General features: G+C 70.3%; 20 protein-coding genes. All 20 read left to right on the forward strand.

The genetic code is table 11. The annotated features are described in order from the left end of the window. The first annotated feature begins 12 nt into the window (after positions 1–12). The 20 genes from CRP50_RS21085 (at position 13) to CRP50_RS21180 (ending at position 25,648) form a co-directional block, all read left to right on the forward strand. Positions 13–504: an SPOR domain-containing protein gene (locus tag CRP50_RS21085; protein ID WP_097281176.1), complete on the forward strand. Its 492-nt coding sequence runs from the start codon at positions 13–15 to the stop codon at positions 502–504. A 63-nt stretch (positions 505–567) separates the two neighbouring features. Beyond that, the gene (locus CRP50_RS21090; protein ID WP_141415217.1) at positions 568–1,503 is read left to right on the forward strand and encodes an SPOR domain-containing protein; all 936 of its coding nucleotides are present in this window, start codon (positions 568–570) and stop codon (positions 1,501–1,503) included. Next, positions 1,500–1,955 (forward strand): hypothetical protein, encoded by a 456-nt coding sequence (locus CRP50_RS21095; protein WP_097281178.1) that lies wholly within the window; start codon positions 1,500–1,502, stop codon positions 1,953–1,955. The genes CRP50_RS21090 and CRP50_RS21095 overlap by 4 nt, the downstream gene beginning before the upstream one ends. A 70-nt stretch (positions 1,956–2,025) precedes the next feature. Beyond that, positions 2,026–3,345, forward strand: coding sequence for a type VI secretion system baseplate subunit TssK (gene tssK / locus CRP50_RS21100; RefSeq protein ID WP_097281179.1), 1,320 nt, complete (start codon positions 2,026–2,028; stop codon positions 3,343–3,345). Beyond that, positions 3,342–4,229, forward strand: a complete 888-nt coding sequence (locus tag CRP50_RS21105; protein ID WP_097281180.1) for a DotU family type IV/VI secretion system protein — start codon at positions 3,342–3,344, stop codon at positions 4,227–4,229. Before tssK ends, CRP50_RS21105 begins: the two co-directional genes overlap by 4 nt. Further along, the gene (locus tag CRP50_RS21110; protein ID WP_097281181.1) at positions 4,226–8,347 is read left to right on the forward strand and encodes a type VI secretion system protein; all 4,122 of its coding nucleotides are present in this window, start codon (positions 4,226–4,228) and stop codon (positions 8,345–8,347) included. Before CRP50_RS21105 ends, CRP50_RS21110 begins: the two co-directional genes overlap by 4 nt. 4 nt (positions 8,348–8,351) lie before the next feature. Then, positions 8,352–9,638 carry a type VI secretion system protein TssA gene (gene tssA, locus CRP50_RS21115; protein ID WP_097281182.1) on the forward strand — a complete coding sequence of 429 codons (1,287 nt, stop codon included), beginning with the start codon at positions 8,352–8,354 and terminating at the stop codon, positions 9,636–9,638. Positions 9,639–9,776: 138 nt separating this feature from the next. Continuing rightward, on the forward strand, positions 9,777–10,319 hold the full coding sequence (gene tssB / locus CRP50_RS21120; RefSeq protein ID WP_097281183.1) for a type VI secretion system contractile sheath small subunit: 543 nt from the start codon (positions 9,777–9,779) through the stop codon (positions 10,317–10,319). A gap of 45 nt (positions 10,320–10,364) precedes the next feature. Continuing rightward, positions 10,365–11,837: a type VI secretion system contractile sheath large subunit gene (tssC, locus tag CRP50_RS21125; protein WP_097281184.1), complete on the forward strand. Its 1,473-nt coding sequence runs from the start codon at positions 10,365–10,367 to the stop codon at positions 11,835–11,837. A gap of 37 nt (positions 11,838–11,874) precedes the next feature. Beyond that, positions 11,875–12,366 (forward strand): type VI secretion system tube protein Hcp, encoded by a 492-nt coding sequence (locus tag CRP50_RS21130; protein WP_097281185.1) that lies wholly within the window; start codon positions 11,875–11,877, stop codon positions 12,364–12,366. 105 nt (positions 12,367–12,471) lie between these two features. Then, complete coding sequence (gene tssF / locus CRP50_RS21135; RefSeq protein ID WP_097281186.1) at positions 12,472–14,265, forward strand: type VI secretion system baseplate subunit TssF; 1,794 nt, start codon at positions 12,472–12,474, stop codon at positions 14,263–14,265. Next, complete coding sequence (gene tssG / locus CRP50_RS21140) at positions 14,229–15,269, forward strand: type VI secretion system baseplate subunit TssG (RefSeq protein ID WP_097281187.1); 1,041 nt, start codon at positions 14,229–14,231, stop codon at positions 15,267–15,269. The genes tssF and tssG overlap by 37 nt, the downstream gene beginning before the upstream one ends. Beyond that, positions 15,266–17,908, forward strand: coding sequence for a type VI secretion system ATPase TssH (gene tssH, locus CRP50_RS21145; RefSeq protein WP_097281188.1), 2,643 nt, complete (start codon positions 15,266–15,268; stop codon positions 17,906–17,908). Before tssG ends, tssH begins: the two co-directional genes overlap by 4 nt. 11 nt (positions 17,909–17,919) lie before the next feature. Further along, on the forward strand, positions 17,920–20,028 hold the full coding sequence (locus CRP50_RS21150) for a type VI secretion system Vgr family protein (protein WP_245913598.1): 2,109 nt from the start codon (positions 17,920–17,922) through the stop codon (positions 20,026–20,028). Positions 20,029–20,038: 10 nt separating this feature from the next. Then, positions 20,039–20,794 (forward strand): toxin-antitoxin system YwqK family antitoxin, encoded by a 756-nt coding sequence (locus tag CRP50_RS21155; protein WP_097281189.1) that lies wholly within the window; start codon positions 20,039–20,041, stop codon positions 20,792–20,794. 93 nt (positions 20,795–20,887) lie between these two features. Beyond that, entirely contained in the window at positions 20,888–22,051 is a 1,164-nt protein-coding gene (locus tag CRP50_RS21160; RefSeq protein WP_097281190.1) for a helix-turn-helix domain-containing protein, read from the forward strand. A gap of 59 nt (positions 22,052–22,110) precedes the next feature. Next, a complete protein-coding gene (gene tssE / locus CRP50_RS21165; RefSeq protein ID WP_176525289.1) occupies positions 22,111–22,659 on the forward strand; it encodes a type VI secretion system baseplate subunit TssE in 549 nt (182 codons plus the stop codon). Continuing rightward, on the forward strand, positions 22,659–23,420 hold the full coding sequence (locus tag CRP50_RS21170) for a hypothetical protein (protein WP_097281192.1): 762 nt from the start codon (positions 22,659–22,661) through the stop codon (positions 23,418–23,420). The genes tssE and CRP50_RS21170 overlap by 1 nt, the downstream gene beginning before the upstream one ends. A 34-nt stretch (positions 23,421–23,454) precedes the next feature. Further along, entirely contained in the window at positions 23,455–24,150 is a 696-nt protein-coding gene (locus CRP50_RS21175; protein WP_097281193.1) for a hypothetical protein, read from the forward strand. Positions 24,151–24,421: 271 nt separating this feature from the next. Next, positions 24,422–25,648: a hypothetical protein gene (locus tag CRP50_RS21180; RefSeq protein ID WP_097281194.1), complete on the forward strand. Its 1,227-nt coding sequence runs from the start codon at positions 24,422–24,424 to the stop codon at positions 25,646–25,648. Positions 25,649–25,711 lie beyond the last annotated feature (63 nt).

The raw sequence follows: 25,711 nt of genomic DNA on the forward strand, positions 1-25,711 counted from the left end.
CGAGGCCGGATCATGAAGTGGGTGCTCGGGATCTTCGCCGGTCTGCTGCTGCTTGTCGGGGTGGGCGCCGGCGCCTACTTCCTCGGCAAGTCGTCGAGCGCGCCGGAGGGGGAAGCTGCGGCCACCGCGGCGGCGGTACCCGACCCGGCAACTCCGGCGGAGTCTGCAACCGATGCTCCGGCAGCCGAGGAGGAGCCACAACCGCCGCGCAAGGTGGAAGAGGCGCTGAAGCCTCCCAATTGGCCGCGGTTTTCTATCGAGCTGGCGAGTTTTCGCAGTCTGGACAACGCCAGGTCGTATCAGGCCGAGATGGCCCGACGCGATTTGAAGACAGAAATGGTAGAAATTGTAGATGCCGCAGGCCACTCGTGGTACCACATTCGGGTGGGGGAATTCGACGACCCCCGGCAGGCTGCGGCCAGGATGCCGGACGTCGAACGAAAAGCAGGGCTGTTCGGGATCGTGGTGACGGAAATCCGTCCCGCCGGCACCGAGGCCCAGTAAAAGGGGACCCTTTGGGGAAAGGGGGGAACGTTGGGGCGATTTTCCTTGGGAACGCTGCAGGCGGTGACGCTCGTCACCGGCAGTATCCTGATCGGAGCGCTGGGTTATGCGGCGGTTGCCATCGTTTCGGCGCCGTCCAATGACACTGCCTCCGGGTCGGATATGGCCGGGTTCGAGCAGCCGCAAGCCGCCGGGGTCGCTGCGGCGCCCGGGGCGGCCGGCGCGCCCGCGGAAGAGGGCGACGGCGGCCCGCTCGGCGGGCTTCAGAGCCGCCTCGCCTCGGAGTACGACAGCAAGCTCTACATCTACAAAGTTCATGCGTCCGACGCTGTCGCCGATCCGCTGGTCGACGGGGTCAGCGATGCTGTGACACCGGGCTTCGACGCCGGCGTGAATGCCGTCGATCGGGTGCTCCCCAAGTTTCTGCAGGGGCAAGTGCCCTGGCTGGCGGGCTACGCGAAATTCGTCGCGGAAGGCACCGCCGCAGATTCCCTCGGTGGTGTCGTCGAAGATCAGATCGTCGCCGCTTCCGATGCCGCCCGCCCCGAGTTTCTCGGTGGCACGCCGTCGGGCGGCGGCGCATCGGCAGCGGCGACCACGCCGGCTGACGGTGCCGGCGGGTCTGCTCCCGCCACCCGGCCTGCCGCCCCGACCGGCGCTGCCGGCACCGCCCCGGCCGGCGCTGCCGGCACCGCTATGGCGGCCCCGGTGCAGCCGGTGGCCGTCGGCATGCCGGCGCCGGCCCCGACCGAGATTTATGCAATCCGCATGGGACGTTTCGCCACCGTCGCCAATGCCGAACAGTTCGCCGCCGACCTCGGCCGCCGCGGCATCCCGGCCCACGTGGCCATGGAGCAGGACGGCGGTCGCTTGTGGTCGGTGGTCCGCCACGGCCGCTTCGTCGGTCGCGGCGCCGCCGAAGGCGCCTTGCGGGAACTGCAGGGGCGCGGCTACGGCGGCACCGTCGTCAGCGACACCGGCCTCGGAGGCGCCTCGTGACCCTGTACCGCCGTTCTCTCGTGCGCGCCCTGGTGGTCGCCGCCGCCCTCTCCGTCGCCGCCTGCGCCGAGAACCCGGAGCTGCTGCTCGACCGGGTGGAGCTGGCCGCCACGCCGCGGGCCAACGACGACACGCCGGTCGCCGTCGACCTGGTGATGGTGCACGACCAGCCGCTGGTCGACCAAGTGCTGGCGCTGTCCGCCGTCGACTGGTTCAAGCAGCGCGACCAGCTGCGCCGCGACCACCCCGAGGGCCTCACCGTGTTCAGCTGGGAAGTGGTGCCGAACCAGGTGCTGGAAGACGAGGTGCTGAACGAGAAGGCCGCCTGGGCCGGCATCGTCTTCACCAGCTACCGCACGCCGGGCGCTCATCGCCTGCGCATCGGCCCCGGCACCGCCACCGATCCCATCCGCCTGCGCCTGGAGGAGACGAGCGCCGTCATCGTGCCCTGACCGGCACAGCCACCGTCACGATCCGTCACCGTCGTCGCAGCGCGTCGCGACCCGCCTACCGGAGACATCCGTGAGTACAGTCCGGGACATTCCAGATCCGATCCATTGGCACGAGGGCATGCTGCTCGCTCCGCAGCATTTCCAGCAGGATTCGCTGCGCGCCCATGCCGCCCTGTCGGTGCGGCTCGACCAGGCGGTGCCCTTCCCGTGGGGCATCACGCACCTGCTGCTCGACCGCGTGGCGCTGGTGTCGGGCATGGTGCGGGTGCTGGAGCTGGAAGCGGTGATGCCCGACGGGCTGACGGTGTGGCACGACAACACCTGCCCGGACCCGCTCGAACTCGACATTTCCGCCCACGCCGACCCGCTGGCGCAGGTGCCCATCGTCATCCACCTGACCGTGCCGGCGGCGCGCGCCGGCAGCGCCGGCGGCATGCAGCGCTGGCGCTCGGTGGAAGGCCGCCCGGTGGCCGACGAGAACAGCGGCGACGAACTGTCGATCCCGCGCCTGCGGCCGCGCCTGTCGCTGGTGGCGACCACGGTGGCCGGCGAACGCCCGCCGCAGCGCTTCGTCGCCATGCCCATCGCCCGCGTCGCCTTCGCCAACGACGCCTTCGCCCTGGTCGACTTCGCGCCGCCGGCCCTGACCGTGCCCGCCAACTCGGCGCTCGGCCGGCTGTCGGCCGACGTCGCCCGCCGCCTGCGCGAAAAGGCCATGATGATCGCCGAACAGGCCGCCGACGGCGCGCCGGGCGGCGGCAAGCTCGCCGACGAGGTGAGCGGTCTGGTCGCCGGCCTGCCCCAGCTGGAGGCCCAGCTGGCGGTGGAGGTGGTGCATCCCTTCGCCGTCTACCTGTCGCTGTGCGGCGTGCTCGGGCACCTCGCCCGCCTGTCGACCAGCCGGGTGCCGCCCAAGCTGTCGCGCTACGACCACAACGACCCGCTGCGCAGCTTCGAGGAAATCCGCGACTACGTGGTGCGCATGGTCGACCGCGTGCGCTCGGTCGCCGAGCCCATCCGCTTCACCTTCGACAGCGGCATGTTCGGCGTCGAGATGCGCGACGAGTGGATGACGGCGCGCCTGCTGGTCGGCGTGCGCGGCCCGGCCGCCATGTCGACGGCGGAAATCGTCGCCTGGATGGAGAACGCGGTCATCGCCGCGCGCAGCAAGCTCGACCATCTGGCGGGCCTGCGCGTGAAGGGCGTGGCGCGCGAACCGGTGGAGGCCGACAGCGAACTCGGCCTCGTGGTGCCGCGCGGCACCGTCCTGTTCCGGATCGAGGTGCCCGAGGATCTGGTGATCCCCGGCGAACGGCTGGAGATCTGGAATCCCGACAACCTCGGCAGCCGTTCGCGGCCCGCCGACATCGTGCTGTACGTGATCTCATGACAGACGCCGCCCTGCTCGCCCGTCGTGACATTCTCGACAGCTTCCTCGCCTTCGCGGCGGAGCTGAACGTCCATCGCGTGGCCGTCGCCGGCCACCGGCGGCGCTCCCGTCCGGCGGCGGAAGCGGCGGGCGAGGGCGGCGGCGACGCCGACGCGCTGCCGGAATTCCTGCTGGAGGCGCCGGTGGGCGTCACCGAAGTGGCCGCCCGCGACGGCGAGCTGGCCCCCATGGCGCCGGTGGACGCCGACATCATCCTCGACCGCCTGCAGCAGTTCCTGGAGTCCGACGCCCGCCAGTTCGGCCGGCGCGCCACCGACTTCATGCTGGCGCAGTACCGCGAGGCGCAATACGCCATGGTGGCGCTGGCCGACGACGTGTTCCTGCACGAACTGGACTGGCCCGGCCGCGAGCAGTGGCGCGAGGCCCTGCTGGAACAGCGCATCTTCAATTCCCGCCTGGCCGGCGACCGCATCTTCGAGCGCATCGACCGCCTGCTGGCCGCTGGCGACCGCCGCCTGCTGCAATTGGCGGCGGTGTACCTCTGCATCCTGTCGCTCGGTTTCCGTGGCCGCCATCGCGGTCCCGGCGGCGAGGCGGCGGTGCGCGGCTACGCCCAGCGGCTGTTCGAGCTGCTGTCGGGCCGCGAGCCCGAGCTGCTCGGCGACTTCGTCACCACCACCCGGCCGCTGGTGCCGGCGGCCTATGCCCATACCGTGGTCGGCGACATCTCCCGCCGCCGCCGCGTCCACCCGCGCTGGCCGGCCATCGTCGCCGCCGTGGTCGTCGGCTGGCTGCTGGTCGGGCAGGGGGTGTGGATGCTGACCTCCTCGCCGACGGCCGAGGCGGCCGACAGCGTCATCCGCGCCGCGGGAGAAAGCCGATGATGGACGGCCTCTTCGTCTACGCCGCCCAGAACCAGATGATCGCGCTGGCGGTCATCGGCGTGCTGATCCTGCTGCTCATCGTCGGCATGATCGTCATCCTGGTGCGCGCCAACCGCGCCGCCCGCCTCGCCGCCGAGGAACCGCCGCCGGAGCCGGCAGCGACCGAGCTGGACGTGGTGGCGGTCACCCCGGCCGACATCGAGGCGCAGAAGCAGGAAGCGGCCAAGAGCCTGCGCCGCCTGCTGCGCGACGGTCTGGCCGGCGTGCGCGAGTCCTTCGCCCGCAACCCCTACCTCATGCCCTGGGTGCTGCGCGTCGGCGTCGGCGGTGTGCCGGCCGGCGGCCTGCTGGAAGCGGTGGACGAGATCCGCCCGAGCGTCGGCGAGGCCGGCCGCGACCCGCTGGCGTGGCGCTACTACGAGCGCGGCGTCGTCATCGACGTGTGCGATCCCGACGCCTGGACGGCGGTGCTGAACTTCACCGCCAAGGTGCGCCCGTCGCTGCCGGTGGACGGCATCGTCCTGACCGTGCCGGTGCAGGCCCTGCGCGACCCCAAGAAGGCGACGGCGCTGGGCGCCGAGGCCTACGGCATGCTGTGGCGCGCCCAGCGCATGCTCGGCTTCTCCATCCCGGTCTTCGTGGTGGTGGCAGGCACCGAGGAGTTGCCCGGCTTCCAGGCCTTCGAGGAGATGCTGCCGACCGTCTATCGCGACGGCATGCTGGGCTGGTCGTTCCCCTATCCCATGGAAACGGCCTTCACGCCCGATTACGTGACCGAGGCCCTGCAGAGCGTCGAGACCAGCCTGCTGGCGGTGGCGCTGGAAGCCTACGGCACCGTGCTCGACGGCGAGCAGGGGGCGGAGATCCTGCGGGTGCGCGACGAGCTGGCCGACCTGGAGGAGCCGCTGCGCGCCTTCCTGTCGACCGCATTCCGCCGCACCGCCTTCCAGGAATCCAACTACTTCCGCGGCCTCTACTTCATCACCCGCAGCGACGACGAGGGCGCGGCCTCCTTCGCCCACGATCTGCTCGACAAGAAGGTCTTCGCCGAACACGGCCTGCCGACCCAGCTGTCCGGCGTCGGGCGGTCGCGCGTGCTGCGCCGCTTCGCGTGGCCGACGGCGGCCGCCGTGGTCGGGCTGGTGGCGGCGGGGACCATCTGGGCCTCGGTCGGCCGCGTCGCCGACTACGAGAAGCAGGTGGTGCCGGTGCTGCGCTCCACCGCCGCCGACGTCGCCACCACCGCCGGCATCCGCACCGGCGAGACCGATCCGGGCGCCGCCGCCGATGCCGCCGTGCGCTACCTGCGCAACGCCACCGTGCTGACCGACGCCGAGCCCATGGTCTACATGCCCTCGACGTGGTTCCAGGACGATCCCTACGGCGTCGAGGCCGCCATGCGGGCGGGCTGGCGCCATGTGGCCCTGGCCGGCGTCAAGGTGCAGATCGAGAAGCGGCTGTCGGACCTCGCCACGTCGGGCGACACCGACCTGCCGGCCGACGTCGCCTTCACCCGCTTCATGACCCGCGTCGCCGAAGCCGAGGCCTTCGCGCTCGCCTTCAACCAGATCGGCCGCACGGGCAATGCGCCCATGGTGCGCGAGATGCTGAACTACGCGCTGGCAATCGACGTGCCGCGGCGGACCATCGACAACCTGGAAGCCTGGGGCGCCATCGGCGGCCGGGCCGAGCCCATCGACGATCCGCGCCTGCGCATCGACCTGACGCAGTTCCAGGAAGCCGCCCGCGGCACCTACCTGCAGCTCGCCGACGGCTACTTCCGCATGCTGGCGGCCGGCGGTCAGGCGGGCCTGCGCCTGCAACTGGTGGCCGAGGAAATGCGGCTGCTCGCCAGCGGCCGCCGGGCCGGCGGCGAGGCGACGGCCAGCTTCATGGAAATCTCCGCCGGGCTGGAGGAGGCCATGGGCCTGCTCGCCTCCGGCCAGCCGTCGTGGCTCGGGGCCGACGGCCCGGTGCTGCCGCAGGACGTGGACATCCTCATCCAGGCCTCGGCGGCGTCGCAGCTGCTGGGCGACCGCTCGACCCGCGACGCCATGGCCATCGCCCGCCAGCGCTACGAGCAGGTGCGCGACAAGCTGGCGGCCATCGACTCGCTCATCGGTCCGCTGGTGATGCGCAACGGCGACGGTACCGCGGCCCTGTCCGGCCCGGCCGAAGGCCTGCGCCAGGTGCTGGACGGCTGGCTGCAGCGCCGCTTCATGGCGCCGACCGACGCCGCCTTCGCCACCGCGCCGGCCTCCGGCTACGGCTGGGACGCCGCCATCCTGGAAAGCGTGCCGCCGCTGTTCGAGGACTACCTGCTGTTCGACGCCAAGGAACTGGCGCAGATGCCGCAGGCCCTGCGCGGCGCCGCCCGCTCGGCGGCCCAGGCGGCGCTGCTGTCGTCGGTGGAGCGGGTGTACGACCGCGCCGCCACGGGCGTCACCGCCGAGGCGGCGGCCGTCAGCAACTCGCTCGCGCAGCTGCGCGACTGGGCGCGGTCGCTGCGCATCGCCGTGCCGGTGGTGGAACGCTCCATCCAGACCTTCATGCAGCTCGGCATGGCCAATGCCGCCGATTCCCTGCGCTTCCGCGTCGCCGACCTGGCCCAGGCCATCGTCGACCGCGTCGACCGCATGGTGGACGAAGACGGCATCTACCGGGCGAGCGACCTCTACCTCGCCGGCTGGCACGGCGAGCCCATGTCGGCGCACGGCCTGTTCGACCAGCGCGACGCCGCGGCGCTGCGCCTGCGCCTCATGCAGTGGCGCATGGAGATCGCGTCGCTGGCCCGCGAGACGGCCAGCCCGCTGCTGGAAATCCTCGCCCGGCCGCTCATGCAGACGCCGCGCTCCATGGCCATCGCCAGCAAGTGGCTGGGCGTGGTCGGCGCGCTCGACGCCTACGACGGCTCGCGGCCCAACAGCACGCTGATGCAGCTGGAGAAGTTCGTCACCGAGGTGGTGCCGACCATCACCCAGGAAACCTGCCTCGGCCCGGCGACCGAGCCCGACATGGCCGGCGACTTCTTCGCCGACCGGGTGAACGCCCTGAAGCAGGACATCCGCACCCGCTGCCTGGAAGTCATGGACGAGCGCCTGATCGCCGCCTACGCCACGTTGCGCGGCATCTTCGAGCAGAGCCTGGCCGGCCGCGAGCCCTTCGCCGGCGGGGCGGCCGAGGTGGCGGCGACGCCGCAGGACGTGCGCGCCTTCTACGCCGCCTTCGACGCCAACGCCGAGGTGCTGACCACCGCCATCCCGGCGGCGGCCCGCACCCGGCCGGAATGGCGCACGCCGTCGGACTTCATCGCCACCATGGCGGCGGCGCGCCCGCTGCTCATGTACGTCGCCGATCCGCAGCCGAAGACCCGCCTCGTGGTGGCGCCGACGGTGCGCGCCGCGCGTGCCATCGAGGTCGGCGGCCGCGACATCATCGAGTGGACGTTCACCATGGGCGAACGCCGCTTCTCCAGCTTCGCCAAGGACGAGATCGCCTGGTTCCCCGGCGAGCGCGCCGGCATCGACCTGCGCTGGGCCAAGGACGGCCCGGTCATCCCGCTGCGCGCCGAGGGCCCGGTGGCCGACGGCATCGACGGCCTGACCGCGCGCTTCTCGGCCGACGGCCCGTGGGCGCTGCACAGCCTGCTGCGGGCGCTGGAAGCGCCGACGCGCGACCGCCCGGCGTCGCTGCCCGCCGGCTCGCTGCTCGCCCGCCTGGAAGTGGAGACCGGCCCGGCCTCCGGTCCGGTGGCGCAGCCCGCCCAGGCGGCCCAGCCGGTGGCACTGACCCCGGCCGATCCGGCCGCCGAACAGGGCGATGCGCCGGTCGGCGACGGCACCATGGCGCGCGTCTACGTGCAGGTCCGCCTGAGCAAGGTGTCGGAGGCCGAAGGCGCCGCCGCCACCGAGCCGGTCGCCTTCCCGCACCTGCCCGACCGGGCGCCGCCGGTGCCCGTGCCGGCAGCCGTGCGCTACCGCGCCGGCCTCGGCACCGGCTACGGCGACGTGAACTGGAGCGACGGGTCCAAGCCGCGCCTGCCGGCCTTCCCCGGCGACGGCCGCCCGCTCGACCCGGCGACCGTCGACCGCGACCTTTTCGGCCTGACGGGAGGATGACCGCATGACCAGCGTCGTCGATCCCATCCTCGCCCTGCACCGCAAGGTCGGCCTCGACATCACCGTTCTGCTGCGCACCATTCCGGGTGGCGACGGCGGCGGCGAGGACATCCGTTACGCGCCCGAGATGGACGCGCTGGCCGAGCTGCGCCGCGAGGACGCCGGCGGCAGCCAGGGCGTGTGGCAGACCACCCAGAAGAAGGCCGACTGGAAGGCCGTGCTGCAGCAGGGCACGGCGCTGCTCGCCAAGCGGTCCAAGGACCTGCAGGTGGCGGTGTGGGTGGTGCAGGCGCTGGTGCGGCTGAAGGGCATCAAGGGCCTCGCCGCCGGCCTCGACATGCTGGTGCGGCTGTCGCGCGATCACTGGGCGGTGCTGTGGCCGCGCCCCGACGGCGACGACTGGGAACCGCGCATGGCGCCGTTCTTCTGGCTCGACGCCCAACTGCCGGCCGAGGTGCTGCAGGTGGAGGCGACGGAGCCCCCCGAGGGCACCCGCATCGGCCTGAGCTACCAGGAGATCGTCAAGGGCCGCAAGCTGCGCCAGCTGGAGAGCAACAACCACCGCGCCTACGAGGCGGCGCTGGCCGACGGCGACCGCTCGCCGGAAGCCATCGACGGCGTCGTCGAGGACACCGGCGACCTGTTCTACATCGGGCTCGCCACCGACCTCGCCTTCGTGCGCCGCGGGCTCGACCGCCTGTGCGACACCCTGGACGAACTGGCGCCCGAGGCCGAGAGCCCGAGCTTCAGCGCCCTGACCACCCTGCTGCGCGACTACGAGGCCTTCGTCACCGGCGTGCTGACCATGCGCGGCCTGGAGACGGGCGAACCGGCGGGCGGCGGCGGTGACGACACCGGGGGCGACGCCTCCGACGGAGACGACATGGCGAACGACGACGCGATGGTGGATGACGACGACGACGCGGCGACCTTCGCCGCCCTGGTCGGCGACGGCCGCCGGGCGCGCGGCGCCGCCGATGCGGGCGAGGCGGGCGTCTTCGCCCTGCCGCCCATCACCGACCGGTCGCAGGCCTACCGCCTGCTCGACCATGCCGCCGACTGGCTGCTCGCCCACGAGCCGCACAGCCCGGCGCCGTACCTCGTCAAGCGCGCCGTCTCCTGGGAGAAGGCGAGCCTGCGCGCGGTGCTTCTGGAACTCATGGCGCGCGGCGGCGACAGCGAGGCGATCCTCGAGAACCTCGGGATCGACCAGGACGGCCGTCCCGCCGGCAACACCGGGGCCGCCGGTGTCGGCGGACGCCGCGCCATGCACACGTTGGGGGATGACTAGAGCAATGGGGGGACACAACCTGTCATGAATCTGTCGGAGAGCTTCAAGACGATCCTCGCGGAGCTCTTGTAGTCGGTCGTGTCGTCACCAGCAGGGTGACATTTCTATTCAATCACAGTCCTGAATGGGAGCTCGACAATGAGCGAGAGCACGCAGAAGAAACTGGATCGGGTGCGTCCGCCGCGCGTCCAGATCACCTATGACGTCCACATCGGCGACGCCATCGAGATGAAGGAGCTGCCGCTCCTCGTCGGCATCATGGCGGACCTGTCGGGCAAGCCGGAGAACCCGCTGCCCAAGGTGAAGGACCGCAAGTTCGTCGAGATCGACCGCGACAACTTCAACGACGTGCTCGCCGCGTCGGGCCCGCGCCTGGCCTACCAGGTGCCGAACCGACTGCAGGAAGACGGCAGCAAGCTCAACATCCTGCTGAACTTCGAAGAGGTCGACGACTTCGAGCCGCTGCAGGTCATCAAGCAGGTGCCGAGCCTGAACCGCCTGCTGGAAGCCCGCCAGCGCCTGAGCGACCTGCTCGGCAAGCTGGACGGCAACGACGAGCTGGGCGCCATGCTCAACGACATCGTCGCCAGCACCGAACAGCAGAAGGAGCTGCGCGGCCTGCTGGGTGACGGCAGCGCGCCGGCCGACGGTGGCGACGCCGCCGAAGAGCCCAAGGCCTGACGCCGACGGTCCCATGGACCTGCTTCCATTCGAAAGGGTATCGCCGTGAGCACCGAAAACAGCGTTCAGAGCGCCGAGAGCGCAAGCATCCTCGACCGGATGATGACCGAGGGCAAGCTGGCCCGCGAAGACGCCCAGCGTCCCTACGCCCGCGACCTGCTGTCCGAGTTCGTCGACCAGGTCCTCGCCGAGACCGGCGAGGCCAGCCAGGCCGACGTGGTCGAGCTGATCAACGCCCGCATCGCCCAGATCGACGAGCTGATCAGCGTGCAGCTCAACGAAATCCTGCACCACCCCGACTTCCAGCGCCTGGAAGCCACGTGGCGCGGCATGCACTACCTGGTGTCCAACACCGAGACCTCGACCCGCCTGAAGCTGCGCGTCTTCAACGCCACCAAGGCCGAAGTCCTGAAGGACCTGGAGAAGGCGGTCGAGTTCGACCAGAGCACCCTCTTCAAGAAGATCTACGAAGAGGAATACGGCACGCTCGGCGGCACGCCCTACAGCGTGCTGGTCGGCGACTACGAGTTCGGCCGTCACCCGCAGGACGTGGCGCTGCTCGAGAAGCTGTCCAACGTCGCGGCCGCCGCGCACGCGCCGTTCATCGGCGGTGCGAGCCCGCTGCTGTTCGACATGGCGAGCTTCACCGAGCTGGGCCAGCCGCGCGACCTCGCCAAGATCTTCGAGAGCGCCGAGCTGATCAAGTGGCGGTCGTTCCGCGAGTCGGAAGACAGCCGCTACGTCTCGCTCGCCATGCCGCACATCCTGCTGCGCCTGCCCTACGGCCCGAACACCAAGCCCGTCGAAGGCGTGAACTTCGTCGAGGACGTGGACGGCACCGACCACAGCAAGTACCTGTGGGGCAACGCGGCCTGGGCGCTCGCCCTGCGCATCACCACCGCCTTCGCCAAGTACGGCTGGATGGCGGCGATCCGCGGCGTCGAGGGCGGCGGCAAGGTCGAGGGCCTGCCGGTCCACACCTTCAAGACCGACGAAGGCGACATCGCACTGAAGTGCCCGACCGAGATCGCCATCACCGACCGTCGCGAAAAGGAACTCAGCGACCTCGGGTTCATCTCGCTCGTGCACTGCAAGAACACCGACTACGCGGCGTTCTTCGGCGGCCAGACCTGCAACAAGCCGAAGGTCTACAACACCAACGAGGCGAACGCCAACGCGCGCGTCTCCGCGATGCTGCCCTACGTGCTCGCCGCCAGCCGTTTCGCCCATTACATCAAGGTGATGATGCGCGACAAGATCGGCTCGTTCATGACGCGCGGCAACGTCGAGAACTACCTCAACACCTGGATGGCCAGCTACATCCTGCTCGACGACGACGCCGGTCAGGCGACCAAGGCGCGCTACCCGCTGCGTGAAGGCCGGGTGGACGTGTACGACGTTCCGGGCCGCCCCGGCGTCTACCGCGCCAACGTCTTCCTGCGCCCGCACTTCCAGCTGGAAGAGCTGTCGGCGTCGATCCGTCTGGTGGCCGAACTGCCGGCTGCCGGCGCCCAGTAACGCCTGCGTGCAACGCATTTCATCCGGAGAGAAATAGATGGCTCAGGTAATCCTCGACATTCCGTCGATCAAGGGCGAAAGCGGGCTGAGTGGCTACGAGGGCAAGATCCTCTGCGAAACCCTGTCGCACGACATGGAAATCGAGATCGAAATGACCTCGAACGCCCGTCGTACGGTCCACATTCCGACGGTCAACAACTTCGTGCTGTCGCGCAAGTGGGACTCGGCGTCGGTGAAGCTCATCGGCAACATGCTGCGCGCCACCGTCGACAGCGCGCCGTGGAAGATCATCTGCCTGAAGGGCCTGGGTGAAACCGGCGCCATGCAGAAGCCCTTCCTGACGGTCGAGCTGGAGAAGCCGATCTTCTCGAAGTACAGCCTGGAAGTGAACGAAGGCGACACCACCGAGAACCTGGAAATCAACGCGGTGGTCGTCAGCTGGACCTACGAAGAGTACGACAGCGAGCAGAAGAAGACCGGCAACTGGTCGGTCAAGTTCGACACCATCTCCGGCAAGGTCGGGGAATAATCCCGGAAGTGCCCCTGCCGCCATCGGGCGGCGGGGGCACCTCCCACCAAGACGAAGACACCCGGGCGCCGCGCCCTTCCGCGGTCGTCCAAACAAGGGTCACCCATGCGGCGCGAAGATCTCTATTCCCACTACGAGCGGGAACTGCTGTACCTGCGCCGGGCCGGGGAGGGCTTCGCCCGCGCCTACCCGAAGGTCGCCAAACGCCTCGCCCTCGGGCCGGAGAGCGCCGGCGACCCGCACGTCGAGCGGCTGATCGAGTCCTTCGCCTTCCTGACCGCGCGCGTGCAGATGAACCTGGACCGGCAGTTTCCGGTCTTCACCGACGCGCTGCTCGACATTCTGTATCCGCATCTGTCGGCGCCCATCCCGTCGTGCGGCATCGCCCGCCTGGTGCCCGACGGCGACGCCGGCCAGTTGACCGAGGGGCACGTCCTGCCGCGCGGCACCGAACTGGTGGCGACGGCCGGCGAGGACGCCCGCTGCCGCTTCACCACCACGGCGCCGCTCACGCTCTGGCCGGTGGCGCTGACCGAGACCGCCGCCCAGGCCCCCGACGGCACGCCCTTCGAGGACGATGCGTCGGTCGCCGGCGTGCTGCGCATCGAATTGGCCGCCCAGGGTGTGCCGCTGCACGAGACGGGCCTGCGCACCCTGCGCGTCTTCATCCACAGCGAGCCGACCGTCGCCGCCGCCCTCTACGAGGCTCTGACCTGCCACGTGCGGCAGGCGGTGGTGCGCTGCCCCGGCGCGCCCGACGTGCGGGTGCGCGGCGGCACCATCGTCGAGCCCGCCGGCCTCGGCACCGACGAAACCATGCTGCCGGTGCCGCCCAACAGCCATCCTGGCTATGCGCTGCTGCAGGAATACTTCGTGTTCCCGCAGAAGTTCCTGTTCCTCGACATCACCCTGCCGCCCGGCGCGCTGAGCGGCGAGACGGCGACCATCCTGCTCGGCCTGTCGCGCCCGCTGCCGCAGCGCCTGCGCCTGCGCCACGACACCCTGCAACTCGGCTGCGTGCCGGTGGTCAATCTGTTCCGCCGCATCGCCGAGCCCATCCGCCTGGACCAGCGCCGCACCAGCTACCTCGTCACGCCCGACGCCCTGCGCGACCGCATCACCGAAGTCTATTCGGTGCTCGACGTCGCCGGCGTGCGCGACGACGGCACGCAGATCCGCTACGTGCCGCTGTTCTCCACCCGCCACGCCCTCGCCGGCGAGGACCCGGAGGCCTTCTGGTTCAGCAGCCGCGGCGCCGGCCTGCGGCAGGACCGTCCGGGCACCGACACCTGGCTGAGCCTCACCGACCTCAACTTCGACCCCGTGAAGCCGGCGGCCGAGACGCTGCTGGTCACCACGCTCTGCACCAACCGCGGCCTCGCGGAAGAAGTGCCGGCCAAGGCGCGGCTCTACCTGGAAGACGCAGCCCCCGTGGGCGAGGCCATGCTGCTCTACAAGCCGACCATCCCGCGCTACCGCAGCGGCAGCGGCGAGACGTCGTGGCGGCTGGTCAGCCAGATGGCGCTCAACCACCTGAGCCTGGTGTCGGGGCCGGAGGCGCTGACGGCCCTGCAGGAGATCCTGGTGCTGCACACGCTGGACGATCCGGCGGCGCGCATGCAGGTCAGTTCCCTGCGCGGGCTGGAGGTGCGGCCCATCGTGCAGCGCATCGGGCAGGATGCCTGGCGCGGGTTCTGCCGCGGCCTGCTGGTCACCATCGACGTCGACGAACGCGGCTTCGTCGGGGCCAGTCCGCTCGTCTTCGGCGAGGTGCTGTCCCGCTTCCTCGGGCTCTACGCCTCGATCAACAGTTTCGTGCAACTGCGCTTCCAGTCCTTGCAGCGCGGTGGAGAATGGCGCACATGGCGGTCTATTTCCGGCGACCAGCACGTCCTCTGATCGAGGACCTGCGGCACGAGCCGTACCGCTACGACCTGTTCCAGGCCATCGCCATCCTGGAGCGGTTCAACGCCGGCTGCGTGCCGCTCGGCACGGGCATCGACCCCGACGTGGAAGCCCTGCGCATCGAGCAGGAGCCGGGCCTCGACTTCCCCGCCAGCGACGTCGCCTCCATCCGCGACGACGTGGACGGCCGCCCGGTGCTGCGCACGCCGGTCATCGGCATCGCCGGCGTCAGCGGCCCGCTGCCCTACGCCTTCACCGAGACGCTGACCGAGCGGGTGTCGCGCCGCGACACTTCCATGGCGGCCTTCCTCAACGTCTTCAACCACCGCATCGTGTCGCTGCTCTATCGCGTGCGGCGCGCCACCCTGCCGCTGCTCGACGGCCATCCGGAACGCTCGCTGCTGGCGCAGGCGCTGCGCTCCTTCGCCGGCATCGGCACGCCGGGCATGGAGAACCGGGTGGAGGACGTGGGCGACCGCGTGCTGCTCGGCTTCACCGCCCTGCTGGCCGACCGCCGCCGCTCCGCCGCCGGGCTGAAGGCGGTGCTGGCCGGCGTGTTCTCGGCGGCGGTGGAGGTGCGCAGCTTCGAGGGCCGCTGGCTCGACCTGGAGCCCGAGACCCACAGCCGCCTCGGCGGGGGCTCGGAAGAATCGCGCCGGCTCGGCGGGGGGGTGATGCTGGGCACGCGGGTGTGGGACCAGCACGCCGGCTTCCGCGTCGAGATCACCCTCGACCGCCTCGACAAGTACCAGGAGTTCCTGCCCACGGGGCGGAACTTCACCGCCCTGGTGGCGCTGTGCCGGTTCTATGCCGGCGAGACCACCGACATCGTGTTCGATCTCACCCTGAAGCGCCCGGCGGTGCCGGCCATGCGGCTGTCGCGGACGGCCGGGCGGCGGCTCGGCTGGACGACGTGGCTGCTCGGCCCGTCGGAAACGGCGGCCGACGACGGCCGCGTGCGCGTCGTGGTGACAAGCCAGCGGAAGGCCAGTGCATGACCATCGACCTCAAGACGCTGATTTCCAAGCTCGACCGCAACGCCAAGAAGGTGCTGGAGCAGGCGGCCGCGCTGTGCGTGTCGCACACCCACTACGACGTGGAGCCCGAGCACCTGCTGACGGCGCTGGTCAAGAGCGGCGACGCGGTGGTCAAGTGCGTGCTCGACCGCTACGGCCTGTCGGCCAACGACGTGCTGAAGCCGCTCGACGACGCGCTGTCGCGGGTCAAGCGCGGCAACGTGCGCACGCCGGCCTTCTCGCCGCGGGTGCCTGAAATGCTGGAATGCGCCCTGCTCATGTCGGTGGCGCGGCTGGAAAGCCCGTCCATCGTGTCCTCGACGCTGCTGCTGGCGCCCCTGGAGCGCGACCCGCTGCGCGCCGTGCTGCTGGAGGCGGTGCCCGCGTTTGCCAAGATCGACATGGCGGAAGCGCTGGAGCTGCTGCCCGAGATGAACCGCGTCGGCGGCCCCGCCCGCACGGCGCTGGCGCCGCTGCTGCGCCCCGGTGCCGGCCCGGCCGGCGGTGCGGCGCCGGCGGCGGGCGGCGGCTCGGGCTCGGAAACCGAGGCGCTCGACCGCTTCACCACCGACCTGACGGCCCAGGCCAAGGCCGGCAAGCTCGACCCGGTCACCGGCCGTGAGGACGAGATCCGCCAGCTGGTCGACGTCATGATGCGCCGCCGCCAGAACAACCCGATCCTGGTCGGCGAGCCGGGCGTCGGCAAGACGGCGGTGGTGGAGGGCCTCGCCCTGCGCATCGCCGAGGGCAACGTGCCGCCGCCGCTGCGCAACATGGTGGTGCGCCAGCTCGACCTCGGCCTGCTGCAGGCTGGCGCCGGCGTGAAGGGCGAGTTCGAGGAACGCCTGCGCAAGCTCATCGCCGAGGTGGCGGCCCAGCCGGTGCCGGTGGTGATGTTCATCGACGAGGCCCATACGCTCATCGGCGCCGGCGGCGCGGCCGGGCAGAACGACGCCGCCAACCTGCTGAAGCCGGCGCTGGCCCGCGGCGAGTTCCGCACCATCGCCGCCACCACCTGGAGCGAGTTCAAGCGCTACTTCGAGAAGGACCCGGCGCTCGCCCGCCGCTTCCAGGCCATCCCGGTGCAGGAGCCGGAACAGCCGGTCGCCTGCGCCATGCTGCGCGGCCTGGTGCCGAAGCTGGAAACGCACCACGGCGTGCGCGTGCTGGCCGGGGCGGTGGAGGCGGCGGTGGCGCTGTCGGCCCGCTACATGCCGGCCCGCCAGTTGCCCGACAAGGCCGTCAGCGTGCTCGACACCGCCTGCGCCCGCGTCGCCATCGGCCGCAGCGTGCAGCCGGCGCAGATCGGCCGCCTGGAAGCCGAACTGTCCATCCTCGACACCGAACGCGCCCAGCTGGAGCGCGAGCCGGGCGCGCCGGCGGAGGCGCAGGTGCGCCTCCTGGCCATCGCCGCCCGCGCCGATGCCGCCCGCGCCGACCTGGCGGCGCTGGAGGAGCGCCGGACGTCCGAGCAGGCGCTGCTGGAGAAGCTCGACGCCGCGCTCGCCGAGGGCGGCGACGTCGGTGCCGTGCCGGCCCTGCGCAAGGACCTGGCGGCGCTGCAGGGCGACGACCCGCTGGTGCCGTGGTGCGTCGACGAAGTGGCGGTGGCGCAGGTCATCTCCGAATGGACGGGCATCCCGGCCGGCTCGCTGTCGCGCGATCTGGCGACCACGGTCGGCGAACTGGACGCCCTGCTGCGCGAGCGGGTGATCGGCCAGGATCAGGCCCTGACGGTCATCGCCAACGCCATCCGCGCCTACCACGCCGGCCTCGCCGAGCCGGGCCGTCCCGTCGGCGTGTTCCTGCTGTGCGGGCCGAGCGGCGTCGGCAAGACCGAGACCGCCCATGCGCTGGCCGACATCCTCTACGGCGGCTCGGCCAGCCTCATCACCATCAACATGAGCGAGTACCAGGAGGCGCATTCCGTCGCCACCCTGCGCGGTGCCCCGCCGGGCTACGTCGGCTACGGCCAGGGCGGCGTGCTGACCGAGGCGGTGCGGCGGCGGCCCTATTCGGTGGTGCTGCTCGACGAGGTGGAGAAGGCCCACCCCGACGTCCTCGACCTGTTCTACCAGGTGTTCGACAAGGGCGTGATGGAGGACGGCGAGGGCGTTTCCGTCGACTTCAAGCACACCGTCATCCTGCTGACCAGCAATGCGGCGGAAGAGGTGCTGTCGCAGGACGCCGAGGCGGTGCGCGGCATCGAGGACAACACGGCGCGCCTCAATGCCCTGGTGCAACTGGTGTCGCAGGACCTGCGCCGCCACTTCCGCACCGCCCTGCTCGGCCGCCTGACGGTGGCGCCCTTTCTGCCGCTGGCCGAGGCGCAGGTGCGCACCATCGTCGACATGCGCTGCGCCCGCGTCGCCGAGCGCTTCGCCGGGCAGCGCGGCCGCAGCCTGGTGTTCACCGAAGGCGCCAAGGCCGAAATCGTGCGCCGCGCCATGACGGCCGACACAGGCGCGCGCATGGTCGACAATGTACTGAACACCACCATCGTGCCGCAGCTCGCGCCGCTCATGCTCGCCGCCATGACGGAGGGGGCGGAATTCGGCGCCGTCACCGTCGACGCCGACGCCGACGGCCGTCTCACCTGCCGCCAGGCGGCGGCGACCTGAGGGGAGGGGCCATGGGACTGCTGAGCAAGGACCTGACGCAGGGCGACCAGTACTTCTCCATCAGCACGCCGCTCGGCAAGGACAAGGTGATCCTGCGCGAGATGGAAGGGGAGGAGTGGCTGTCGGGCTGCTTCTACTACAAGCTGACCATGATCGCCGAGGACGAGGACCTGTCGTTCGACAAGGTCATCGGCAAGGCGGCGACCATCACCGTGCGCATGACCACCGACGAGGACAAGCGCTACATCACCGGCATCATCACCAGCTTCGAGCTGATCCACTTCGACGAGCGCGAGGGCCTCGCCACCTACGAGGCGGAGCTGCGCCCGTGGCTGTGGCTGCTCAACCTGTCGGGCGATTGCCGCATCTTCCAGAACAAGTCGGTGCCCGAGATCATCGAGGAGGTCTGCAAGGGCGCCGGCTATCCGCACGTCAAGAAGAGCCTGTCGGGCACCTACGCCAAGCGCGAATACTGCGTGCAGTACGGCGAGAGCGACTTCAACTTCATCTCGCGGCTGATGGAAGAGGAAGGTATCTTCTACTACTTCAGCCACACCATCTCGCAGTGCCAGATGGTGATCGGCGACGGCTCCAGCGCCTTCAAGAGCTGCCCGTCGGTCAGCAACCTGACCTACCGCCCGACCCGCGCCTTCGACGACGAGGACGACTACCTCACCTCGGTGCGCTATTCCCGCCAGGTGACCACCAAGACCGTCGGCCTCGACAGCTTCAACTTCGAGACGCCGTCGACGGACCTCTACGCCAAGGCGCAGGGGACCAAGGGCATCGGCACGGTGAACAGCTACACGGGCCGCTACCTCAAGTCCAAGGAGGGCGAGAAGTACGCCAAGGTGCTGATGGAAGCCGCCGCGGCGGACGGCGAGATCATCAAGGGCAGCGGCCGCGCCCGCTCGCTGGTGGCCGGCTACAAGTTCAAGATCAAGGAACACCCGCGCAGCAGCGTGAACGCCGAATACGTGCTGCGCCGCCTGCGCGTCTCCGCCACCCGCACCGACTACACCGCCAGCTTCGAGGCCTTTCCCGCCAGCAAATCCTTCCGCCCGCCGCAGACGGCCTTCAAGCCGCGCATCCACAGCTCGCAGACCGCCATCGTGGTCGGCAAGAGCGGCGAGGAGATCTGGGTCGACAAGTACGGCCGCGTGAAGGTGCAGTTCCACTGGGACCGCGAAGGCAAGAAGGACGACAAGAGCTCCTGCTGGATCCGCGTCTCCCAGGGCTGGGCCGGCAAGGCCTTCGGCGCCATGTTCCTGCCGCGCGTGGGGATGGAGGTGATCGTCTCCTTCCTCGAGGGCGACCCCGACCAGCCCATCGTGACGGGTGCGGTCTACAACGCCGAGCAGACCATCCCCTACACGCTGCCCGCCAACTCCACCAAGAGCACGGTGAAGACTCTGTCGTCCAAGCAGGGCACCGGCAAGTTCAACGAGATCCGCTTCGAGGACAAGAAGGACAGCGAAGAGATCTATGTTCATGCCGAGAAGGACATGAACGTCGAGGTCCTGAACGACCTGACGCGCACCATCAAGCACGACCTGACCCAGACCATCGAGAACAACCACACCACGACGGTCAAGAAGGACAAGACCACGACGGTGCAGGAAGGCAACGAGGTCCACAAGGTCGAGAAGGGCACGCGCGACGTCGCCGTGAAGGACAACGAGACCCACAACAACGACGCCGACTTCACCCACAAGGTCGCCGGCAACTACGAGCTGACGGTGGACGGCAACCTGACCATCACCGTCACCGGCGACGTGATCATGAAGGGCAAGTCGCTGACCTTCCAGTCGACCTCGGCCGGCATCGCCACCAAGTCGGCGACCACCACCGACATCGAGGCGGGCACGGCGCTCACCACCAAGGCCGGCACCGCCGCCACCCACAAGTCGGGCACCGCCATGACCGTGGAATCGGGGACCGCCATGGACATCAAGTCCTCCATGGCCATGAACGTGCAGTCGTCCATGGGCATGAACCTGAAGGCCAACCTCAATTTCCAGGCCGAAGGGCTGCAGACCACCGTGAAGGGCAGCGCCATGGGCACCGTCGACGGCGGCGGCATGCTGATGCTCAAGGGTGGCCTGGTGAAGATCGGCTGAGGATGCGACCATGACGGCAGACGCACTCGACCCGGCCGCCGCGGCCGCCGCTTCCGCCGACCCGGCGGCGGGGGAACCCGCGCCGGCGCCCGCACCGGCGGGGCCGGAAAGCGGCGAGCCCTTCGAAACTGTCGACGACGCCGGCCGCGTCACCTTCCGCGGCCGCATGGCCGACGGCGCCATGCACGGCGAGACCTACGACTACGGCCCGCGCGGCAAGCTGCAGCAGCGCGCCCGCGTCGCCGGCGGCAAGCTGCACGGCGAGCTGCGGCGCTACGACGACGACGGCGCGCTGGCGGAAATCTCGCAGTATGCCGACGGCGTGAAGCATGGCGACACGGCCTTCTACCAGCACGGCCGCATGGTGGCGCGCATGCCCTTCGTGCGCGGCGTGATGGACGGCGACGCCACCTACTTCGCGCCCAACGGGCTCGTCACGGCGGTCATCCCCTACCGCGGCGGCAAGATCGACGGGCAGGCACGCTACTACGACACCGACGGCCACCTCCTCCGCCGCAGCACCTGGGTCGCCGACCAGGAGGACGGGCCGCAGGTCGCCTACTATCCGACGGGGGCGGTGATGGAAACCAGCACCTACAAGAGCGGTCTGCTGGAGGGCGAGCTGAAGCGCTTCTTCCAGACCGGCGAGCTGATGCAGCGCGGCGTCTATCGGGCGGGCGTGCTGGTGTCGCCGCTGGAGACCTATTCCCAGGGCGGCAAGGTCACCGCCAAGGCCGAGCCGCCGCCGCGGCCGAAGCCGCGATGAGCCCGGGCACCCGCTTCTCCATGGCGGAGCCCGGGGCGAACGCTTATCCTGTTGGTCTAGTATCTATGTCTTTCGCGCAGTGGGATCGGGATCATGAGTGACTGGGGCAGCTCCAACGAGACGATCTACGTTGCCGCCACCCCTGGCGCCGACGATTCCGGCGTGCCGCAGTCGGTGCGCGGTGGTGCGGCCGGCAAGAAGGAAGCCGACGCCGAGCGGGCGGCCAACCGCCTGCGCAAGGCCGGCTACAGCTATCGCCGCATCGCCGAGACGCTGAAGATCCCCTACATCACCGTGTCGCGCTGGCTGTCGGGCGACGTCGGCGTCGTCCACAAGCCGCCGCCGCCGCCGCCGTCGCCGCTGCGTGTCAAGGTGGACCCGCGCGACCTCGTCCCCGCCGACCAGGCCGAGGACGGCACGCCCGCGCCCGCCCGCCCGTCGCCGCCGTCGCCCGAGCGCGGGGCGGAGGACGACACCGCCGACCTGGCCCACCGGGTGGAGGTGCTGGGGCTGCAGTTCTCCGCCTTCGAGGGTTACGCCCGCGACATGGCGGAGGAGTTCAACCACAGCCGCAAGGAACTGCTCGACAGCCAGGCCAAGGCGGTCGAGGACATGGCGCGCGAGCGGGACTCCATCGTGCTGGCGCGCAAGGGCTTCGAAACCGCCATCCAGCGCTTCGACAACAAGTTCGACGAACTGGCGGCCGAACTGCGCGGCGAGCTGGAGACCCTGAAGTCGAGCGTCGCCGAGCAGATCGCCGCGCTGCGCAAGGAGATGCAGGGCCTGGCCGCCGGCGGCGCTGCCCCCAAGAAGGCGGCCGCCGCCGATCCCTTCGCCGCCGACGACGACGAGGACGACGACGGCGACAATCCCTTCGGTGGCGGCGGCAAGAAGGCCGCCGACCCCGACGACCCGTTCGCCAGCGACGACGACGACGACCCGTTCGGCGGCGGCGGCGACGATGATCCGTTCGCCGCGGGCGACGACGACGACCCGTTCGCCGCGCCCAAGAAGAAGGCCGATCCGGACGACCCCTTCGCGTCGGGTGACGACGACGATCCCTTCGGTGCCGGCGGCGACGACGATCCCTTCGCCACGGGCGACGACGACGACCCGTTCGCCGCGCCCAAGAAGAAAGCCGATCCGGACGATCCCTTCGGCTCCGACGACGACGATCCGTTCGGCGGTGACAATCCCTTCGGGAGCGACGATAATCCCTTCGGCGACGACGCGTCGAAGAAGCAGGAGCTGACCTGACGCGGCCGTCGCCCGCCACCACCGCCATCGGGACCGGAATGCCACAGCCGAAAAGCCTCGTGGGCCTGCGTGCCCCCCTGTTCGAACGCCTGATCGACCTGCGGCCGGGCTCGGGCGAGGACGCGCAGGACCTGTCGTTCCAGACCCACGAGGCGGTGGCGGCGTCCATCCGCCGCGAGGTGGCGCGCATCCTCGACACCCGCCTGCCGTGGCTGCCCGAGGACGACGACGACGAGGCGCCGCCCGCCGACGACGAGGCGGAGGAGGGCATGCAGCCGGTGGACATGCGCACCACGGTCGTGCGCTACGGCCTGCCCGACCTCAGCCACCTCTGCGTCAGCAACAATTCCGAGCGCCACCAGATCGAGCGCCTGATCCTGGAGGCGGTGCGCACCTTCGAACCGCGCCTGGAGGAACCGACGGTGGCCGTCCACCTGCTGCCGTCGGGCGACGGCGCCCATGTGGAGATCGGCGGCATGGTCCGCCTCGGCCGCTCGCTGGAGCCGCTGGTGTTCTCGCTCGCCTCCGACCTGCGGGTGGGCGGCAAGCTGAAGCGCCGCCTGGTGAAGGCCGCCGCCGAACGCCAGCGCCGGGTGGAGGAAGACTGATGGCCGTGCAGATGACGCTGCCGCTCGTGCCGGCGATTTCCGAACCCGCCGGCGGCGCGGAACCCGTGGGCGGCCGTGCCCTCACGGTCGGCGCCGACGTCCGGCCGCGGGCCCGCGCCATCCCCATGCGGCGCGGCTTCCGCGATGCCGTCGAGCACCATTGCCATCGCCGCGCCGTGAGCCCCGACGCCCTGGTCGCCGCCGTTCTGGCGCTGGCGACGCCGGCGCAGCTGGCCACCGTCGCCGATCCCGGCGCGCCGCAGGGCGAGGACATCACCGTCGTCTGGCGGCGCACCCGCACCGGCGGCATGCGCCGGGTGCGCGAGGTGCCGTCGCTGCGCCTGCGCGTCGGGCCGGATGTGGCGCCCGAGGACGTGCGCCGCTGCCTCGCCTTCGCCCTGTCCATGGCCGGCACCGACCTGCTGCGCTTCGCCACGCGCGAGGTGCGCGCCGCCGAAGCCACGGCGGCGGCCGCCGCCGCGCAGCAGGAAGCCCTGCAGGCTGCCCGCGACGCCGCCATGGCGGCGCTCGAACGTCTGGCGTTCAAGCCGCTGGACGGCGGCATTCGCACGCCCGCCCAGGCCGCCCGCATCCTCGGGTTCCTGAGCGAGTTCGGCTGTACGCCCGACCAGGTGACCCGCCGCTTCCGCGAGCTGGCGCCCGTCTTCCATCCGGATACCGGGCTGCTCGCCTGTCCCGACCGCATGCGCCAGCTCATCGAGGCGCGGCGCATGCTGCTCGATTTCGTGCGCGCCGGCTGAGGGGGACGGGGCGCTTAAAGGGGGGAGACACGCCATGGCGGAAGCCGACGCCATCGATCAGAAGACCGCGGCCAAGCGGATCAAGAGCGCGACCCGCGAAATCGCCTTCGCCTTCGCCGTCGACAAGCGCGTCATGGCGGCCGACAAGACGCTGCCCGGCGAACGCCTGGCGCAGATGCTGAAGGACGAACTGGGCCGCGCCCGCATCGTCTCGGGCGACGTGGTCACCGCCGGCAAGGTCGTCACCTTCGACGTCGAGAAGGGCAGCCTGTCGGGCGTGGAAAAGGCGCTCGACACCTGGCTGCGCCGCAACCTCGGCGGCTACGAGGCGAGCATGGCCGGCTCCGGCGCGGCCAAGGACGCCAACGAGGACGGCGAGCCCGACAACCGTATCTTCCAGCAGATGTTCATCCGCCGCTGCCTGAAGATGGCGCGCGAGAAGCCCGGCAACTTCGCCTTCGGCGTCGGCGGGCCGGAAGGCGACCTGCTCGGCGTGCATCCGCGCAAGACGGGCAAGCAGATCGGCGCCCTCATCAAGCGCGAGACCGGCGCCATGCGCATCGCCTTCGGCACCGTTTCGGTGGACGGCCGGCTGGTCAAGTTCACCTGCGCGAAGACGCCAATGCCCGGCCTGAAGAAGCGCATCGTCCGCATGTTCAAGGGCTGGAAGCTCATGGTCCCCGTGCAGGTCTTCGGCCCCGAGGGCGAGCAGACCGACGACGACGAGTGAGCGCCCCGGTTGAACGGCACCTCCCCGCGTCGCGCCGAGTCTGCGCCGGTGGTTGTGGGTGGTGCCTTACTGTGCCGGTGGGGATCATGCCAATGGTTGTGGCCACGGCGTTGCGGCTGCTTCTAAAGAGGGTGTTTTCGTGTGTGATTACCTTAAAGGTGTATGACGATGGGTGAGTGTGCGGAATGCGTTCGCATTCCGTCGATCGTCTCGGGCCATCGTGGTAGGATACGCCCCCATTGGGGAAACTCTACCACCAGGGGGGAGACAGATGTCCGTCACGGACCCGAAAGCCGTCGCCAAGCTCATCAAGGGGGCGAGCAAGGGTGTGCCCTTCGCCTTCGCGCTCGACAAGAAGGTGATGGCCGCCGACAAGTCGCAGTCGGCCGACCGCCTCGCGACGGCGCTCAAGTCGGAGACCGGCAGCAGCAAGATCATCAGCGGTGAACTCACCACCGACGGCAAGATGGTCAGCTTCGACATCAAGAAGGGCAGCGCCGGCGGGGCGGAGAAGCTGCTCGACGAGTGGCTGCGCAAGAACGGCCTCAACGGCTACGACGGCGTCATCGGCGGCGGCAGCGAGTCCGACGCCAGCGACGGCGAGGAAGAGGCCGAGCCCGACAACCGCATCTTCCAGGAAGCCTTCATCCGCCGCTGCATCAAGGCCGCGCGCGAGAAGCCCATGCAGTTCGGCTTCGGCATCGGCGACGACGCCGACATGATCGGCCTGCACCCGCGCCGTCCGGGCAAGCAGATCGCCGCCCTCATCAAGCGCGAGACGGGCGCGGTGAAGATGGCCTTCGGCACGCTGACGGTCGAAGGCCGCCTGTGCAAGTTCACCTGCGAGAAGATGCCGCTGCCCGGCCTGAAGAAGCGCATCGTGCGCATCTTCAAGGGCTGGAAGCTCATGGTGCCGGTGAAGATCTACGGTCCCGACGGCGAGTTCGTCGAGGAAGGGGACGAGGATCTCGATCGCGAACTGCAGGCCGAGGGCGGCACCGACCTCGACGCCCCCGACGGCGACGATGCCGGCGGTGCGGAGGAAGGCCGCGAGGACGAAGCGCAGGACCGGCCCGACGGCGACGGCGGTACCGCCACGCCGGCCGACATCGGCGCCCGCTGGCGCGAGGCGCGCGAGGCCTATCTCGACGCGACGGACGAGGTCAACGCCCAGATCTCGGCCCTGCAGGCCATGCTCAAGCGCAGCGACGACGAGGAACTGGTGGCCATCGCCGAATTCGGCATGAACGGCGTCACCGGCAATTTCCGCGTGCCCATGATGGCCGCCATGCGCGACCTGGAAGGGGCCAGCGGCCCGGACATGAAGAAGGCCGCGGCCAAGCTGCTCACGGCCATCGGCAATTTCCGCGGCCACATCGACAGCAGCGAGGAAGTCGAGGCGGTCGACGAGAATCCGTTCGGCGTCAAGGTCAGCATCCGCCAGACGCTCGGCGGGGCACTCGGCCAGATGGAGACGGTGCTCAAGCAGGTGGCGTGATCCGCCGCCTGCGGTAGCAACCGCGCTCCGATCCAGCCGATAGACGACGACAGCCGAGAGCCG

This window comes from Caenispirillum bisanense (genome assembly GCF_900230255.1).
Classification (GTDB): Bacteria; Pseudomonadota; Alphaproteobacteria; order Rhodospirillales; family Rhodospirillaceae; genus Caenispirillum; species Caenispirillum bisanense_A.

What these genes read in the sequence shown, in the direction of transcription:
- CRP50_RS21085 (WP_097281176.1), top strand. Translation starts at nt 13, where the DNA reads ATGAAGTGGGTGCTCGGGATCTTCGCCGGTCTGCTGCTGCTTGTCGGG.
- CRP50_RS21105 (WP_097281180.1), top strand. Translation starts at nt 3,342, where the DNA reads ATGACAGACGCCGCCCTGCTCGCCCGTCGTGACATTCTCGACAGCTTC.
- CRP50_RS21110 (WP_097281181.1), top strand. Translation starts at nt 4,226, where the DNA reads ATGATGGACGGCCTCTTCGTCTACGCCGCCCAGAACCAGATGATCGCG.
- tssA (WP_097281182.1), top strand. Translation starts at nt 8,352, where the DNA reads ATGACCAGCGTCGTCGATCCCATCCTCGCCCTGCACCGCAAGGTCGGC.
- tssB (WP_097281183.1), top strand. Translation starts at nt 9,777, where the DNA reads ATGAGCGAGAGCACGCAGAAGAAACTGGATCGGGTGCGTCCGCCGCGC.
- CRP50_RS21130 (WP_097281185.1), top strand. Translation starts at nt 11,875, where the DNA reads ATGGCTCAGGTAATCCTCGACATTCCGTCGATCAAGGGCGAAAGCGGG.
- tssF (WP_097281186.1), top strand. Translation starts at nt 12,472, where the DNA reads ATGCGGCGCGAAGATCTCTATTCCCACTACGAGCGGGAACTGCTGTAC.
- tssG (WP_097281187.1), top strand. Translation starts at nt 14,229, where the DNA reads ATGGCGGTCTATTTCCGGCGACCAGCACGTCCTCTGATCGAGGACCTG.
- tssH (WP_097281188.1), top strand. Translation starts at nt 15,266, where the DNA reads ATGACCATCGACCTCAAGACGCTGATTTCCAAGCTCGACCGCAACGCC.
- CRP50_RS21150 (WP_245913598.1), top strand. Translation starts at nt 17,920, where the DNA reads ATGGGACTGCTGAGCAAGGACCTGACGCAGGGCGACCAGTACTTCTCC.
- CRP50_RS21155 (WP_097281189.1), top strand. Translation starts at nt 20,039, where the DNA reads ATGACGGCAGACGCACTCGACCCGGCCGCCGCGGCCGCCGCTTCCGCC.
- CRP50_RS21160 (WP_097281190.1), top strand. Translation starts at nt 20,888, where the DNA reads ATGAGTGACTGGGGCAGCTCCAACGAGACGATCTACGTTGCCGCCACC.
- CRP50_RS21170 (WP_097281192.1), top strand. Translation starts at nt 22,659, where the DNA reads ATGGCCGTGCAGATGACGCTGCCGCTCGTGCCGGCGATTTCCGAACCC.
- CRP50_RS21175 (WP_097281193.1), top strand. Translation starts at nt 23,455, where the DNA reads ATGGCGGAAGCCGACGCCATCGATCAGAAGACCGCGGCCAAGCGGATC.
- CRP50_RS21180 (WP_097281194.1), top strand. Translation starts at nt 24,422, where the DNA reads ATGTCCGTCACGGACCCGAAAGCCGTCGCCAAGCTCATCAAGGGGGCG.